10 protein-coding genes, 1 tRNA gene and 1 pseudogene are annotated in these 15,831 nt (G+C 61.0%); 4 read left to right on the plus strand and 8 right to left on the minus strand.

Annotated elements, in window-relative coordinates:
- Nucleotides 1–16: 16 nt before the first annotated feature.
- From BLS41_RS10700 to BLS41_RS10720, 5 genes are all read right to left on the minus strand, one after another.
- On the minus strand, nt 17–682 hold the full coding sequence (locus BLS41_RS10700; protein WP_074764283.1) for a C40 family peptidase: 666 nt from the start codon (nt 680–682) through the stop codon (nt 17–19).
- A gap of 137 nt (nt 683–819) precedes the next feature.
- Nucleotides 820–2,460 carry an ABC transporter ATP-binding protein gene (locus BLS41_RS10705; protein ID WP_074764284.1) on the minus strand — a complete coding sequence of 547 codons (1,641 nt, stop codon included), beginning with the start codon at nt 2,458–2,460 and terminating at the stop codon, nt 820–822.
- Nucleotides 2,457–3,563, minus strand: a complete 1,107-nt coding sequence (locus BLS41_RS10710) for an ABC transporter permease (protein ID WP_074764285.1) — start codon at nt 3,561–3,563, stop codon at nt 2,457–2,459. Before BLS41_RS10710 ends, BLS41_RS10705 begins: the two co-directional genes overlap by 4 nt.
- A complete protein-coding gene (locus BLS41_RS10715) occupies nt 3,563–4,600 on the minus strand; it encodes a microcin C ABC transporter permease YejB (protein ID WP_074764286.1) in 1,038 nt (345 codons plus the stop codon). Before BLS41_RS10715 ends, BLS41_RS10710 begins: the two co-directional genes overlap by 1 nt.
- A 40-nt stretch (nt 4,601–4,640) precedes the next feature.
- On the minus strand, nt 4,641–6,608 hold the full coding sequence (locus BLS41_RS10720) for an extracellular solute-binding protein (RefSeq protein WP_083379957.1): 1,968 nt from the start codon (nt 6,606–6,608) through the stop codon (nt 4,641–4,643).
- A 123-nt stretch (nt 6,609–6,731) separates the two neighbouring features.
- On the opposite strand from BLS41_RS10720, the pseudogene BLS41_RS39545 reads away from it, so the two are divergent.
- Nucleotides 6,732–6,986, plus strand: a pseudogene (locus BLS41_RS39545) (SDR family oxidoreductase); the annotation flags it as partial.
- Between the two features lie 76 nt (nt 6,987–7,062).
- Here the strand turns inward: BLS41_RS39545 and BLS41_RS10730 are convergent.
- Nucleotides 7,063–7,410: a hypothetical protein gene (locus BLS41_RS10730; protein ID WP_074764287.1), complete on the minus strand. Its 348-nt coding sequence runs from the start codon at nt 7,408–7,410 to the stop codon at nt 7,063–7,065.
- Between the two features lie 653 nt (nt 7,411–8,063).
- Between BLS41_RS10730 and BLS41_RS10735 the strand changes: the two genes are divergently transcribed.
- From BLS41_RS10735 to BLS41_RS10745, 3 genes are all read left to right on the plus strand, one after another.
- Nucleotides 8,064–9,353: an MFS transporter gene (locus BLS41_RS10735; protein ID WP_074764288.1), complete on the plus strand. Its 1,290-nt coding sequence runs from the start codon at nt 8,064–8,066 to the stop codon at nt 9,351–9,353.
- A gap of 19 nt (nt 9,354–9,372) precedes the next feature.
- Nucleotides 9,373–11,793 carry a glycoside hydrolase family 31 protein gene (locus tag BLS41_RS10740; protein ID WP_074764289.1) on the plus strand — a complete coding sequence of 807 codons (2,421 nt, stop codon included), beginning with the start codon at nt 9,373–9,375 and terminating at the stop codon, nt 11,791–11,793.
- Between the two features lie 68 nt (nt 11,794–11,861).
- Entirely contained in the window at nt 11,862–13,049 is a 1,188-nt protein-coding gene (locus BLS41_RS10745; protein WP_074764290.1) for a porin, read from the plus strand.
- 1,031 nt (nt 13,050–14,080) lie between these two features.
- Here the strand turns inward: BLS41_RS10745 and BLS41_RS10750 are convergent.
- Nucleotides 14,081–14,174: transfer RNA gene (locus BLS41_RS10750), tRNA-Ser, on the minus strand.
- A gap of 179 nt (nt 14,175–14,353) precedes the next feature.
- Nucleotides 14,354–15,604 (minus strand): aspartate kinase, encoded by a 1,251-nt coding sequence (locus BLS41_RS10755; RefSeq protein WP_074764291.1) that lies wholly within the window; start codon nt 15,602–15,604, stop codon nt 14,354–14,356.
- Nucleotides 15,605–15,831: the final 227 nt, after the last annotated feature.

Genomic DNA, 15,831 nt, shown 5'->3' on the forward strand with positions numbered 1-15,831 from the left:
GGCGATTCAGGCAGGATTAATTGTTCCCGCCCATCGTCGCATTCACGCGTTTGCGCAGATCTTCGCCTTCCTGATACGACGTCTCGATCCGGCGAGCGCCCGTGAAACGCTTTTCCCAGTAACCGTCGTCCATATCGTCAACGCGGATCGTGCTGCCTGTGGAAGGCGAATGCACGAATTTGTTGTCGCCAATATAGATGCCGACGTGCGAGAACGTGCGACGCATCGTATTGAAGAACACCAGATCGCCCGGCTTCAGGTCGCTAACGCGAACCTTCTCGCCGACCCGGCTCATTTCTTCAGCACGACGCGGCAGCGCCATACCGAGCGTGTCCTGGAACACGTAGCGGACGAATCCGCTGCAATCGAGCCCGGAATCGGGTGTATTTCCACCCCAACGGTAGCGAACGCCGATCATGTTCAACGCGCCGACGACCACGTCGCCCGCTTTTCCAGCCATGCCGGAAAGGAACGATTTGGCGCCGCCGTCGCTATTCGAAGCAGCCGGTTGCGAATTGGAGAGGGACAAAGGATTCGACCCGGTGGAGGTCGAATATGAGGCATTCTGATTGAAACTGCTTACTTCGTCGGCGAAAGCGCCGGGAGCTGCTGCCATCAAGACGCCAATGAACATCCCGGCGACGACGCGCGTGCAAGCCTGGGTTAGGTTTCTGTGCTGCATTGGTCGGTAGTTTTTGCCTAGAAATCAGTGGTCTACGGAAAAAAGTTTGGTCGATACTAACCAGTAGGTATTCATGTGTCAAAACAAATAGAAAAATTCAATCGAGATACGCACCCAATTGGTGAAAGGGTGAAAAATCAATGGTCAAGCGCTGCTTTCAGCAGCTTTCGCGTGTAAGGATGAGACGGCTTCGCAAAAATCTGCTCAACGTCACCGCTTTCAACGATCGAACCGTTTTGCATCACCGCGACACGGTGCGCCATTGCCCCGATAACGGCCAGATCGTGACTGATGAAAACGAAGCCGAGGTTGTACTTCTGTTGCAACCCGGCGAGTAATTTCAGCACTTGCTGTTGAATCGAAACGTCGAGCGCGCTGGTTGGTTCGTCGAGGATCAGGATGCGCGGCTCCAATACCAGCGCGCGAGCAATCGCAATCCGTTGCCGCTGGCCGCCGGAAAATTCATGCGGATAACGATAAAGCGCCGTCCGGTCGATACCGACCTCGCGCAGCACCGAAATCACTTTGTCGCGGCGAGCCTGTTCGTTCATTTGCGGACGATGCAGCGCCAGCCCCTCGCCGACGATCCGCTCAATGGTCTGACGCGGCGAAAGCGAACTGAACGGATCCTGAAAGACAACCTGCATATTCGACCGTAAGGTGGTCTGTTCGGCGCCGCGATAGCTGCCGAGCGCCCTGCCCTGAAACTCGATCTCGCCGTGCACGGTGCGTTGCAGACCGAGCAGCGCCATCGCAAGCGTCGACTTGCCCGAACCCGACTCGCCGACAATGCCCAGCGTCTCGCCCTGCCGCACCGAGACATTCGCCTCAGCGACCGCGCGAAAACGCCCGGCGCGGAACCAGCCGTTGAAGCCCGGCAGCTTCGTTTTGAAATCGACGGAGACTTCACGGGCTTCGAGCAGCACCGGCGAGATCGGCAGAACCGGAACCACCGTGCGCTCAGGGCGGCTCGCCAGCAGCCGCTGCGTGTACGGATGCTGCGGCGACTCGAACACCTGCTCGACGGTCCCGCTTTCCACCAGCACGCCCTTTTCCATCACCGCGACGCGCTGCGCGAAGTGACGCACCAGATTCAGATCGTGCGTGATCAGCAGCACGGCCATGCCGCGCTTTTCCGCTTCGTCGCGCTGCAATTCCAGCAGCAGCTCGACGATCTGCGCGCGGATCGTCACGTCGAGCGCGGTGGTCGGTTCGTCGGCGAGCAGCAAACGCGGGCGGCACGCGAGCGCCATCGCAATCATCGCGCGCTGCCGTTGCCCGCCCGACAGTTGATGCGGATAGCGGTTCACGCGCTTGCCCGGCTCGGCGATGCCTGTGCGCCCCAGCAAAGCGACCGCGCGTTTGCGGGCCTCGTTCGCCGACACGCCGTCATGCACGACGATAGTCTCCGCGATCTGGTCGCCAACCGTGTAGAGCGGATTGAGCGCGGTCATCGGCTCCTGGAAGATCATCGCGATATCGGAGCCACGCAGGCCGCGCATCTCGCGCTCGCTTTTCGCGAGCAGATCTTCGCCGTCGAAACGGACCGAACCGCTGATGTGCGCATCGCTCAAGAGCCGCAGGATCGACAGTGCGGTCACGCTCTTGCCCGAGCCCGATTCGCCGACCAGCGCCACGCGCTCGCCGCGCTGAATCGCGAGCGTCACGTCGCTCACGGCAACCGTGTCGCCGAACGTCACCTGCAAATGATCAAGCTCCAGCAGCGGCCCCGACGACCCGTCACCCTGCCCCGCGTTTTTCCCCAACGTCGCGCTCATTGATTGCCCCCGGCGCGCATCGCATCGGAGATACGGGTGTCGAGCGCGTTGCGCAGCGCGTCGCCCATGAAAGTCAGCAGCAACAGCATCGCGACCAGCACGCCGAAGGTAGACAACGAAATCCACCACGCGTCGAGATTCGCCTTGCCTTGCGCGAGCAGTTCGCCAAGGCTCGGTGTCGGCGACGGCACGCCAAGGCCAAGAAAATCGAGGCTCGTCAGCGCGAGAATGGCGCCGCTCATTCTGAACGGCAGGAACGTGATCACCGGCGTCAGGCTGTTCGGCAACACGTGCCGCCACATGATCTGCCAGTTCGACAAACCCATCGCGCGCGCCGCCCGCACGTAGTCCTGGGTACGATTGCGCAGAAACTCGGCGCGTACGTAGTCGGACAAACCGATCCAGCCAAACAGCGACAGCAGCACAATCAGCAGAATGAACCCCGGCTCGAAGATCGACGAGAAGATGATCAGCAGATAAAGCTCGGGCATCGCACTCCAGATTTCGATCAGCCGCTGTCCGACTATGTCGGTGCGTCCGCCGAAATACCCTTGCACCGCGCCCGCCGCGATGCCGAGCACCGTGCCGATCAAGGTCAGCACGAGCCCGAATTCCACCGACACACGAAAGCCGTAAAGCAGCCTCGCGAACAGGTCGCGGCCGCGATCGTCGGTGCCGAGCCAGTTATCGCGCGACGGCGGCGCCGGGTTCGGCAACTTCGAGAAGTAGTTCAGCGTGTCGTAGTAATAGCGGTTCGGCGGATACACGGCGAAGTTGCCGGGCGCGTCGAAGCGATGCGCCACATACGGATCGAGATAGTCGGCCGGCGTGGGAAAGTCGCCGCCGAACGTAGTCTCGGCGTACGTCTTGAACAGCGGGAAATAGAACTGGCCGTCGTAGCGCACTACCAACGGCTTGTCGTTCGACCACAGCGGCCCGGCGAGACTCGCCGCGAACGCGACGACGAACACGATCAGGCTCCAGTACCCGAGACGCTGCCGGCGAAACCGCTGCCACACGCGACGCGCGGGCGAAGGCGAAACGAACGCGCGAGCCGGTTCGGTACGCGCCGATGCATCGGCGGAAAGGCGGGCTCGATTCATCAGCGCTCCAGTTGTTCGAATTGGATGCGGGGATCGACCCACACATAGCAGAGGTCGGAAATCAGCTTGGTGGCGAGACCGATCAGCGTGAACAGATACAGCGTGCCGAGCACGACCGGATAGTCGCGCCTGACCACGGATTCATACGACAGCAGCCCGAGCCCGTCGAGCGAAAACAGCGTTTCGATCAACAGACTGCCGGTGAAAAACGCGCCGATGAACGCAGCCGGAAAACCGACGATCAGCGGCAGCATCGCGTTGCGAAACACGTGCTTCCACAGCACACGTCTCTCGGACAACCCTTTCGCGCGCGCAGTCAACACGTATTGCTTGCGGATTTCGTCGAGGAACGCGTTCTTGGTCAGCATCGTGACGACCGCGAAACTGCCGACCACCGACGCCGTGATCGGCAACGTGATGTGCCACAGATAGTCGACGATTTTGCCGCCGAAACTCAACTGCGCCCAGTTATCCGACGTGAGATTGCGCAGCGGGAACAGTTGCAGGAACGAGCCGCCGCCGAACAGCACGAGCAGCAGCACGCCGAGCACGAAGCCAGGAATCGCGTAACCGATCAGTACAACAAGGCTCGTGACCAGATCGAAGCGCGAGCCGTTGCGCACCGCTTTCGCTATCCCTAAAGGCACCGATATCAGATACGTCAGGAAGAAGGTCCACAGCCCGATGCTGATCGACACCGGCAGCTTCGAGACGATCAGCGACCACACGCTCTGATGGCGGAAATAGCTCTGACCCAGATCGAACGTGGAGAAACGCTTGAGCATCAGCACGTAGCGTTCGAGCGGCGGTTTGTCGAAGCCATACAGCTGCTTGAGTTGCGCGATCTGCTGCGCGTCGACCCCGCTATGCGCACGCAGACCGAACGGCGCGCCGTTCTCCGCGCCCTTGCGCAGTTCGTGCTGCATCTGCTCGACCGGTCCGCCGGGCACGAACTGGATCACGACGAAGGTCAGCGTCAATACGCCGAGCAAGGTCGGAATCATCAGCAACAGACGTTTGACGATGTAGCTCCACATAAGCGGCGTTCCGGTGCTAAGGCGGTGAATGAATGACGTGTCAGTGCGAAGACGAAGGCGGCTGCTTGTGCGTCGGCTCCTGCCACCATGTCGAGGTGATCCAGCCTTCCGCGCCATAGTACAGGGGCAGGGTTTTCGGCCACGCCAGGCCGCGCCTGAACGCCACCCGATGCGTGCCGCTGTACCACTGCGGCACGACATAGTAGCCATGCATCAGCAGACGGTCGAGCGCATGCGTCGCGTCGACCAGTTGCTCGCGCGTTTGCGCATGCACGAGCGCGTTCAGCACGGCATCGACGACAGGCGACTTCACACCGATAGCGTTGTCCGAGCCTTGCGTATCCGCCGCCTTGCTGCCGAACCGCTCGATCTGCTCCGAACCCGGCACCTGCACGTCGGGCATGCGGATCGTCGTGACGTCGAACTCGAAAGCGTCCAGACGCTTCTGATAGACGGCGAAATCCGACACACGAAACGTCGCGGTAATACCCAGCTTCTGCAGATTGCGGATGAAGGTAGCGACGATCGGCTCCATCGCCGCCGCCGAGCCGGAGTCGTCGAGAATCTCGAACTGGAACGGCTCGCCCTTTGCGTTACGCAACGCGCCGTCGCGATAGGTCCAGCCCGCTTCCTGCAACAACGCGCGCGCCTGCAACAGGTTGGCTCGCAACGAGCCGGGCGGATCGGTATCGGGCTGCTTCGGCGGCGGACCGAACACCGCCGGATCGAGTTGCGCGCGCCACGGTTCGAGCAGCGCAAGCTCACCCGGGGACGGCAGCCCCTTCGCCTGCAAATCCGTATTGGCAAAGAAGCTGTCGATACGCGTGTACTGGTTGAAGAACAGTTGCCGGTTCAGCCACTGAAAGTCGAGCGCGAGATCGAGCGCCTTACGCACGCGCACGTCCTGGAACAATGGCCGCCGCGTATTCAGCACGAAGCCCTGCATGCCGGTGCCGTTATGTTGCGGGAATTCACGCTTGATCAGCTCGCCGTTATCGAATTTCTTGCCGACATCGCGCCTCACCCAGTTGCGCGCCACGTACTCGACCAGCGCGTCGTACTCGCCCGCCTTGAATGCTTCGAGCCGCGCGGTGGCATCCGAATACAGCTTATAGACGATGTGATCGAAGTTGTTCGTGCCGACCCGCACCGGCAACGCCGCGCCCCAATAGTTTGGGTCGCGCCGATACGTGATGGTTCGGCCGTTATCGTACGAATCGATCAGATAGGGACCGCTCGCAATCGGCTTTTCGAACGCCAGTTGGTCGAACGGAATGCGGGTGCCGTCCGGCTTCAAGCCCCACTTGCGCGAGAACACCGGCATGCCGCCCGCAAGCAGCGGCAATTCGCGATTGCGCTGATGGAACTCGAAGCGGATCGTGCTCGGATCGACCACGACCGCGCGCGTGATCTCGCCGAAAATCGACGCGAATTGCGGCGCGGCTTGTGGGCTTTTCAACGTGTCGAGCGAGAACTTGACGTCTTCCGCCGTGACCGGATCGCCGTTCGAAAAACGTGCTTTCGGGTTGATGTGGAAAGTGACCGACAAGCCGTCAGGTGCGATCGCGATGTCGTCGGCGAGCAATCCGTACGCGGATGCCACTTCGTCGCTGCTGCCGGTGGTCAGGCTTTCGAACATCAGGTCGACGCCGGGTGCCGTATTACCGCGCAGCGTGAACGGATTGAATTTATCGAAGCTCGTGAGACGGCTCGGATTCGCCAGCACCAGCGTGCCGCCTTTGGGCGCATCAGGATTGACGTAGTCGAAGTGCTTGAAATCCGCCGGATATTTCGGCTCGCCGTATTGCGCGATCGCGTAGACCGCTTGCGCTTGCGGCGCTGCAAGCAAAGCGGCCACGGCGACCAGACCGCCCAGCAGCGACGCACACGCCGAACGCCACGGCCGCACGATTCGCGGCACAACCGCCTGACCGACACGCGAGGGTCTATGAATCACGCTGCATTCAAGTGCACGAGGCGTTTGATCCCGTCGCGAGCCAGATGTCATAGGGGCCTTGTTGGTCAGTGGGCAAGATTCGATGTTGGGGAATTCTACCGAATAAAGCTGTGCTCTCCGCGCGGTCGTCACGCGCAATGTGCGGGTGGATTTCTAGCTGCGCGGCGCACGAACCCGATCGGGAAACTGGCCGCAGGCGGCTTTCAAGGCTTCGGAACAATTCCCGATTTCGTCGAGCAGATGCGTCCTCTCAGACGCAACGTGACGATCAAGCCGATGGGCAACACCGCAACGTTTCTGTTGTCGGATCTGGCGGCAAGGGTGACGGCGGCAATCGTGCACGCCGATAGTGGATTCAGTGCGGTGGTGGGCGGAATGGCACCCGTGGGCGGAGTCAATATCCACCCAGCGTTTCGCTCGATGGAATAAAAAAACCGCCTTTTTCAAGGCGGTTTTTTGAACCTGCTGAATGAGCTCAGCGATGAACTCATCGACGCATCACAGCTTAGTGCCAGCCGCGGTGATTGTCGTAGTGGTCGCGGCCGTAGTCGGCGCGGCCCGGGGGATGATGACGATACCAGTCGTCACGCGCCCAGTAGCGGCGGCCGTCCCAGTAGCGGTCGCCATGCCAGCCAATCACGATGGCCGGGCCGCCGTAATACACCGGAGCCGGTTGATAAACGACCGGCGGCGGGGGCGGCGGAGGCGGTGCGTAGACCGGCGCGGGTGCAACGTAGACCGGCGCGGGAATACCGATATTGACCCCGACGTTGAGACCCGAGGCCATTGCTGCGCCTGATGCACCCAACGTCAAAACCCCGATAAGCAGTGGAACAAGACGAGCGGACTTCATCGATCACCCTTTGGAAGAACCTGTTGTGGCCGAAATATAGCGCAAGGGATTCCCTCGCGTATTTCAACTTTGTAATAACTGATGCATAACATCGCGCACCTGCCCAGTGGGTAACTTCTGGTTACATCGGACAAGGTTTCGGCGAAAAAGCAGCGGGATTGTAACTGAGCTGTCTGTCGGCCTGCCTTGCACATCACTCACGATCCGGGCATTGGGATAGCGTCGCAATGTGTGCTCGTGAGATCCGACTGTGCCGCCCTCTTCTTTTGTCCATCTCGCCCCCTCTTCTACGCAAGGCGCGCACGGCGGCTGGGGACGGCTGTCGGCGGCACAAGTCCGTCGCGACGGACGCACATACGAAAACAGCACCCCCGGATAACCACAAAAACGAACATTCAACGTTCGAAAGAACATTTAATCAAAATTGACGATGTGCGCCGTCGTCAGATGACCTCTCAAACCATTACGCAAATTTAATAATATTTGCTCATGAAACAGGCATTTTTTTCAAATGACCCATGGTTTTCCCTAGTGTTTAGCAGCCATCCAGGTGATACGATGACTGACGCTGAAAATCTGAAAAATGTTCGAATTCGCGCATGGACCTCTGAGCAGCATCGAAGCGGCGGACCCATGAGCCACGGAGACCGATTTTGAAAACAATCGCTGGACTGCGCTGGTGGATCATCGCGCTCGTATGCGCGGGAACGATCGTCAATTACCTGTCGCGCAACTCGCTCGGCGTGATGGCGCCGCAGTTGATGACGCTGTTGCACATGAGCACGCAGCAGTATTCATACGTAGTCGGCGCTTTCCAGATCGGCTACACGGTGATGCAGCCGGTCTGCGGCGTGATCATCGATCTGATCGGTTTGCGTTTGGGCTTCGCGCTATTCGCGTGCCTGTGGTCGATGACCGGCGTATTCCACGGTTTCGCGAGCGGCTGGCTGTCGCTCGCCGCGTTGCGCGGGCTGATGGGGTTGAGCGAAGCCGTCGCGATTCCGGCCGGTATGAAGGTGGTCGCCGAATGGTTTCCCGATCGCGAAAAATCCGTGGCCGTCGGCTATTTCAATGCGGGCACGTCGCTTGGTTCGCTGCTCGCGCCGCCGCTGGTCGTGTTTCTGTCGCTGCGCTATGGATGGCAAAGCGCCTTCGCGGTAACCGGCGCGCTCGGCTTCGTATGGGCCGCCGCATGGTACGTGCTGTACCGCTCGCCGGCTGAGCACAAGCTGATCGGCAACGCCGAGCGCGAGACGATCACGAGCGGGCAGGCACCGGCCGCCACGCACCGCCGCAGTATCCGCGAAGTGCTGCGCACGCGCCGTTTCTGGGCGATCGCGCAGGCACGCTTCTTCGCCGAACCCGCGTGGCAAACCTTCAGTTTCTGGATTCCGCTTTACCTCGCCACACAGCGTCACATGGATCTGAAGCAGATCGCGCTGTTCGCGTGGCTGCCGTTTCTCGCGGCCGACCTCGGCGGACTGTTCGGCGGTTACCTGTCGCCGTTCCTGATGAAACACCTGCGCGTGCCGCTGGTGTGGTCGCGTATCTCGGGTGTGGTGCTCGGCGCACTGATGATGCTCGGACCGGCTTGCATCGGCCTCGTCGCGTCGCCGTATCAGGCGATTGCCCTCTTCTGCGTCGGCGGCTTTGCGCACCAGATGATTTCCGCACTCGTGAACACCCTCGCCGCCGACGTATTCGACCCGAGCGAAGTCGGCACGGTAGCCGGTTTTGCGGGCATGGCCGCGTGGGTCGGCGGCCTCGGCTTCTCGCTAACGGTCGGCGCGCTCGCCGACTCGATCGGCTACACCCCGCTATTCGGCGCCCTCGGCGCTTTCGACATCATCGGCGCGACGCTGCTGATCATCCTGATGCGCGGCGTGCCGCCCGACGGCCGTCCGCGTCAGGTCGCCAGCCACGGCGCAAGCTTCCCTGCGTGACCTCATTCGAAGACCCATCATGCGCTCACTGAATCTGAAACATCCGCCCCGTTTTGCGTTGTCGTCGCAAGCCGACAACCACCTCGTTCTGACCGCGCAGGAAAACTGCCGGATCGAACTGTTCGTTCTCGCCGAGGACATCATCCGCGTGCTGGTGCTGCCCGACGGCGAAACGCACGGCCCGCGCACCTGGGCGATTGCGCCCGGCGCCGAAGATGTCGCGCTCGAAGGGCGTGAGCGTCGCGATATGAGCGGCTTCGTGCCGCCGCCGTTCAAGCTATCGAACGGCGCGGATCAGGTCGTGATCGAAACGGCGCGCGTGCGTCTGACCGTGACGCTCGAAGGCGGCTTCTGTGCGTGGGACATCCTGCACGACGGCACCTGGCATCGCGTGATGAGCGACCGCAAGACGCAGGCGTACAACTTCGGCTGGTGGGACAAGCGCGCGTATCACTACATCGAGCGTCGTAAAGACGAGATGTATGTCGGTCTCGGCGAGCGCGCGGGTTCGCTGGATCGCGCGCATCAGAGCTACGAGATGCGCAATATCGACGCGATGGGTTACAGCGCACGCACCACCGATCCGCTCTACAAGCACATCCCCTTCTACGTGACGTGGCAGCCGGAGACGTCGACGGGCTTCGGCCTGTTCTACGACACGCTCGCCGATTGCCGCTTCGACATGGGCCGCGAGCTGGACAACTACCACGGCCACTACCGGCATTTCGTCGCCGAGCATGGCGACCTGGATTACTACTTCATCGCGTCCGCTGCCACGCCGCTGAATGCCGTGCGCCGCTTCACGTGGCTCACCGGCCGCCCTGCGTGGATGCCGAAGTGGGGCCTCGGCTATTCCGGCTCGACGATGAGCTACACCGACGCGCCCGACGCGCAGCAGCGCATGGGCGAATTCATCGACAAGTGCCGTGAGCACGACATGCTGTGCGACTCGTTCCATCTGTCGTCGGGTTATACGTCGATTGGTCCGAAGCGTTACGTGTTCAACTGGAATCACGAGAAGTTTCCCGATATCGACGGCTTCGTGCAGGGCTACCTCGAACACGGCGTGCGCCTGTGCGCGAACATCAAGCCGTGTCTGCTGCAGGACCACCCCGCGTTCGACGAAGTCGCGAAGGCCGGCCTGCTGATCGAATCGAAAGACGGCGACCCGGCGTGGGTTCAGTACTGGGACGAAGTGGGCGCGTACCTGGACTTCACGAACCCCGACACCATCGACTGGTGGAAGGCGCGCGTGAAAGACGCGCTGCTGAAGTACGGCATCGCGGCGACCTGGAACGACAACAACGAGTTCGAGATCTGGTCGCCGGACGCGATCGCTCACGGCTTCGGCAAAGCGTTCCCGGCGCTCCAGGCGAAGGTATTGCAAACGCATCTGATGATGCAGGCGTCGCACAGCGCGCAGCGCGAGCACTCGCCTGAGAAGCGCCCGTTCCTCGTGTCGCGCTCGGGCGGCGTCGGCATGCATCGTTACGTGCAGACGTGGTCGGGCGACAACTACACGTCGTGGGAAACGCTGCGCTTCAATCTGAAAATGGGCCTTGGGCTCGCGATGTCGGGCGTGTCGAACAGCGGCCACGACATCGGCGGCTTCTCGGGTCCGGCGCCGGGCCCGGAACTGTTCGCTCGCTGGGTCGCGTTCGGCATCTTCCTGCCGCGCTTCAGCATTCACTCGTGGAACGACGACGGCACCGTCAACGAGCCGTGGATGTACCCGGAAGTCACGCAGCAGGTAGCCGACCTGATCAAGCTGCGCTACCGGTTGATCCCGTATCTGTACGAATTGCTGTGGCAGTCGCACAGCGCGTACGAGCCTGTGTTGCGTCCGCTGTTCGCCGAGTTCCCGCACGACCCGCGCTGTCTCGTCGACGGCGACGACATGATGCTCGGCTCGTCGATGCTGGTCGCGCCGGTGGTCGACGCGGGCCAGTCGACCCGCGACGTCTACCTGCCGGCAGGCACGCGCTGGGTCTCGTACTGGAGCGGCGAAGCATTCGACGGCGGTCAGACGGTGACGTTGCCCGCACCGTACGAGCGCCCGGTGTTCCTGCTCCGCGAAGGCAGCGTGGTGCCGTTGAACATCGCCGAACAGCACTTCTGCCGTCCCGCCGACGAGCGCGCATTCATCGCGGTGCCGCCGGGCGGCGTGGGCAGCGCGCACGGCACCTGTGTCGAGGACGACGGCGAAAGCCAGGCGTGGCGCAACGGCGAACAAGGCCGCTGGAACGTCACGCTCAGCGGCGACACAAACACGTTGAGCGTGTCGGTCGAACGCGAAGGTTGGGTCCAGCAACCGCAGACGCAAGTTCGCGTCTATGTGCCGATGCATGAGACACGCAACGTGGAATGCACGAACGGCACGCTCGCATCCGACCAGACCGCCGATGGCTGGCGCTGCCTGACGATCAATCTGGCGCAGTAAAAAACACGCAGCAACACCGGCCTGAACGATCGCTTCAGGCCGGCAATTCAATCCGGAGACCAGTACCCATGAACGCATTCAAGCGCGCGCGGACTCGCGCGTTCGTCCTCTCCTGCCTGCCGCTCGCAGGCGCAGCATTGTCGGCCAATGCGTCGGCGCAAAGCAGCGTCACGCTGTACGGCGTCGTCGATAACGCGCTGACCTACGCCAGCAACCAGAAAGGAAGTTCGAACGTCTACATGAGCCAGGGCAACCTGCAGGCGAGCAAGTTCGGCCTGCTCGGCTCGGAAGATCTCGGCGGCGGCACGAAGGCGATCTTCCGCCTCGAAAGCGGTTTCAACTCGCTGACCGGCGCGCAAAGCAGCGCGGGCTACATGTTCAACCGGCAAGCGTACGTCGGACTCAGCAACGACCGCTACGGCACGCTGACGCTTGGCCGTCAGTACACGCCGTACTTCCAGATGGTCGGCGCACTCGGACCGACCGGCGTGCTCACGGGCGCGACCGGCGCACATCCGGGCGATATCGACGCACTCGACACCACGCTGCGTTTCAACAATTCGATCACCTACTTGTCGCCGACCATTTCCGGCTTGCAGATGAGCGCGCAATACGGTCTGGGTGGCGTGCCGGGCAGCGTTGCAAACGGTAGCCATTTCAGCGCGGCACTCCGCTACGACTACAAGCCGTTCGCGATCGCCGTGGGTTACGTGAAGCTGAAGGACATTGCGACGAGCGCAGCGCTCGGCAGCTTCGCGATCAACTCACCGGTGAACAGCGGCTATGCGACCGCGCGCAGCGCGCAGTTGTTCGCGGCGGCGGCCCGCTATAACTGGCAGGATCTGATGGTCGGCGTCAACTATTCGAACGTGCAGTACGCGCCGGGACACGACTCGCTGTTCGCGAGCCAGGCCGTGTTCAACACGTATGGGCTGATCTCGACTTATCGCGTGACGCCTAGCGTGATTGTGGGCGGTGGTTATAGCTATACGCAGGCCAGCAAGGCGAATGGGATCAGCGATCCGGCGCGCTATCACCAGATTTCTCTGGAGCAGACGTACAACCTTTCGCAGCGTACGACGGTGTATCTGCTGGAAGCGTATCAGCACGCAAGCGGCAAGACGCTGGTGAGCAGCGGCACGGGCACGACGGCGATTACCGATGCGGTGGCGGTGGTCGGTGACTCGCAGAACACGACGCCGTCGTCGGGACCTTCGCAGTTTGTCGGCATGGTGGGGTTGCGGCACGCGTTTTGAAGTGAGCGCGGCTGATTGAACCGAAGGGGACGTGCCCGCGTTCCGACTTAAAAGTAGTGGCGAGCCGTGCGATTTGAGCGGCTCGCCTTGGTGATCACAATGGGCGTAACGGTATGGCTTTGCAGACTTTTGTCGTCTGCGGAGCCATACCGTTTTTGTTTTTGCGGCAGGCGAATGAGCGTGTGCGCATCGATTGGCGGAATGCGCCACCTTGTTCGCTCGCGATGAAACTATCCGAGTGCTCCTACGAGTTGCGGCGAGGTCTGCGGGTAGCATCGGCGGGACAAATTTGCTTCGGCTTTTGCTTATGGCTTTTGCCACTTATCAATTATCTGGTTGGGCGAGTGGTAGCTATCCGCCGAACCTTTCTCCCCCGTTCCTCATCATCTAATTGCGCGCCGCCGCTTCGCGCGCTGTCTTCCGGAGGCTTTAATCCGCATGCCCGTGATTCTGTATGGCCGCCTGGTTTATAGCTATGCAGTTTCAGGCGCATTCGCAAAGATTGGCGACCAGGCGTTCTCTTATCGTGGCCCGGTTCACCCGAGCGAGAAGCCGGGCGCGGTCGCGTTCACTCTTCAGCGAGTGGAGGGGCATCTGTCAATAACGCAGCAGACTGAGCCGCCTGACCGATGGCTGATGATAAGGGTTCATGGCTGTAGTGCTTGAGAACAGCGTGTGGGGCGTTTTCGACGCTCTGAGACTGATCTGACTGTGTGTGATGTCGCGTTTTTCTCGGGCAGCATGAGGTCATGCTTGTAGCACTCCGCCTACTTCCCTCACCTCAATCCACCTCACGTGCTCATAAAATCAGGCTGATTCAATCGCACTTTTTCACAAGTCAAATATTCACTGAAGCTCGTGGTGTGGCGCTTCTTCTTTGTCCCAACCTGTTTGTATCTGCGGTAAGTTCTCTTGCACCTTGCCTCTCGCGAATCACAGCGACGAAGCCGCTTGCTGCTACAGATAAAGTGGAGCCGCAAAAACAAAAACCCCGCAGAGCCTAGACTCTGCGGGGTTCTCTCTACCACTTCTGGCGGAGACGGAGGGATTCGAACCCTCGATCCAGGTTTTGGCCCAGATGCTCCCTTAGCAGGGGAGTGCCTTCGACCTCTCGGCCACGTCTCCCAAACTTTCTGTTGCACAGGGAGTCAGTGCAACGAAGCCAAGATAATAGCGGGCCAAACTGCGAAGGTCAATGTCTAACGAACATTTTTTGTGCCAACTTTGTCTCTGGCGACGCAATTTGTTCACATTGCATGCAAAAAAAAACGGGGCGCTCTTGAGCGCCCCGTGATTCAGCAGAATTACGCCTGGTCCAGCTCGAATGCTTTATGCAGCGCGCGTACCGCGAGCTCCATATACTTCTCGTCGATCAGCACCGAAATCTTGATTTCGGAGGTCGAGATCATCTGGATGTTGATACCCTCTTCCGACAGCGTGCGGAACATCGTGCTAGCGATACCCACATGCGAACGCATGCCGACGCCGACCACGGAAACCTTCGACACCTTCGGATCGCCCAGCACCTTTTCGGCCTGCACGTGACCTTGCACCTGGCCCGTGAGGATGTCCATTGCGCGCTGGTAATCGCCACGGCCAACCGTGAACGTGAATGCCGTTTTGCCTTCGACGCTCTGGTTCTGGATGATCATGTCGACGTCGATATTCGCGTCCGCCACCGGGCCGAGAATCTGATACGCAATGCCCGGCTTGTCGGGCACACCCATCACGGCGATACGAGCTTCGTCGCGCTGGAACGCGATGCCCGAGATGACTGCTTTTTCCATGGTCTCGTCTTCTTCAAAAGTAATCAGGGTGCCCGACTTCATTTCAGTCTCGAGCGGGATGAGCGGATCGGTCAGGCTCGACAGCACGCGCGTCTTGACCTGATATTTGCCGGCAAATTCCACCGAGCGGATCTGCAACACCTTCGAACCCAGGCTGGCCATTTCCAGCATTTCTTCGAACGTCACGCGATCGAGGCGACGGGCCTCTTCGACCACGCGCGGGTCGGTCGTGTACACGCCGTCGACGTCGGTATAAATCAGGCACTCATCGGCCTTCAGCGCGGCAGCGACCGCAACCGCCGACGTATCGGAACCGCCACGGCCGAGCGTGGTGATGTGGCCTTCCGGATCGACACCCTGGAAGCCGGTGATCACCACCACCTTGCCCGCGTCGAGGTCGCGCAACACGCGCTCGCCGTCGATTTCGCTGATGCGCGCTTTCGTGAACGCGCTGTCCGTCTTGATCGGCACTTGCCAGCCGGCATAGCTGACCGCGTCGACACCTGCGTCCTGCAGCGCGATGGCCAGCAGGCCCGAGCTCGCCTGTTCGCCGGTGGCAGCGATCATGTCGAGTTCGCGCGGGCTCGGCTGGGAAGTGATTTCTTTCGCGAGACCGAGCAGGCGGTTGGTTTCGCCGGACATCGCCGACGGCACGACGACCATCTTGTGGCCGGCCTTGTGCCATTTCGCGACGCGCTTGGCGACGTTCTTGATGCGCTCGACCGAGCCCATCGAGGTGCCGCCGTATTTATGTACGATGAGTGCCATTGTCGTTCTGAACTGGAAGAGAAACCGCGCTGGCGCGCTGGTGACGACCGCACAAAAGCACAGGAGCGCAACGTCTTGTGAACGGCGGCAAAGTGTGTGGCGGCGTAAATGCAGCACGCGTGCAGCACGCGCGGATTTGCCCGGAAATGATCGCTAATGGCTAAACGGGGAAACGACGGATCACGCTCGCAAACCGGCGACAGCGACAAAAGCGATTGGAGAAATCG

Source organism: Paraburkholderia fungorum, assembly GCF_900099835.1.
Taxonomy (GTDB): Bacteria; Pseudomonadota; Gammaproteobacteria; order Burkholderiales; family Burkholderiaceae; genus Paraburkholderia; species Paraburkholderia fungorum_A.

What these genes read in the sequence shown, in the direction of transcription:
- BLS41_RS10715 (WP_074764286.1), bottom strand. Translation starts at nt 4,600, where the DNA reads ATGTGGAGCTACATCGTCAAACGTCTGTTGCTGATGATTCCGACCTTG.
- BLS41_RS10705 (WP_074764284.1), bottom strand. Translation starts at nt 2,460, where the DNA reads ATGAGCGCGACGTTGGGGAAAAACGCGGGGCAGGGTGACGGGTCGTCG.
- BLS41_RS10755 (WP_074764291.1), bottom strand. Translation starts at nt 15,604, where the DNA reads ATGGCACTCATCGTACATAAATACGGCGGCACCTCGATGGGCTCGGTC.
- BLS41_RS10710 (WP_074764285.1), bottom strand. Translation starts at nt 3,563, where the DNA reads ATGAATCGAGCCCGCCTTTCCGCCGATGCATCGGCGCGTACCGAACCG.
- BLS41_RS10745 (WP_074764290.1), top strand. Translation starts at nt 11,862, where the DNA reads ATGAACGCATTCAAGCGCGCGCGGACTCGCGCGTTCGTCCTCTCCTGC.
- BLS41_RS10730 (WP_074764287.1), bottom strand. Translation starts at nt 7,410, where the DNA reads ATGAAGTCCGCTCGTCTTGTTCCACTGCTTATCGGGGTTTTGACGTTG.
- BLS41_RS10700 (WP_074764283.1), bottom strand. Translation starts at nt 682, where the DNA reads ATGCAGCACAGAAACCTAACCCAGGCTTGCACGCGCGTCGTCGCCGGG.
- BLS41_RS10740 (WP_074764289.1), top strand. Translation starts at nt 9,373, where the DNA reads ATGCGCTCACTGAATCTGAAACATCCGCCCCGTTTTGCGTTGTCGTCG.
- BLS41_RS10720 (WP_083379957.1), bottom strand. Translation starts at nt 6,608, where the DNA reads ATGACATCTGGCTCGCGACGGGATCAAACGCCTCGTGCACTTGAATGC.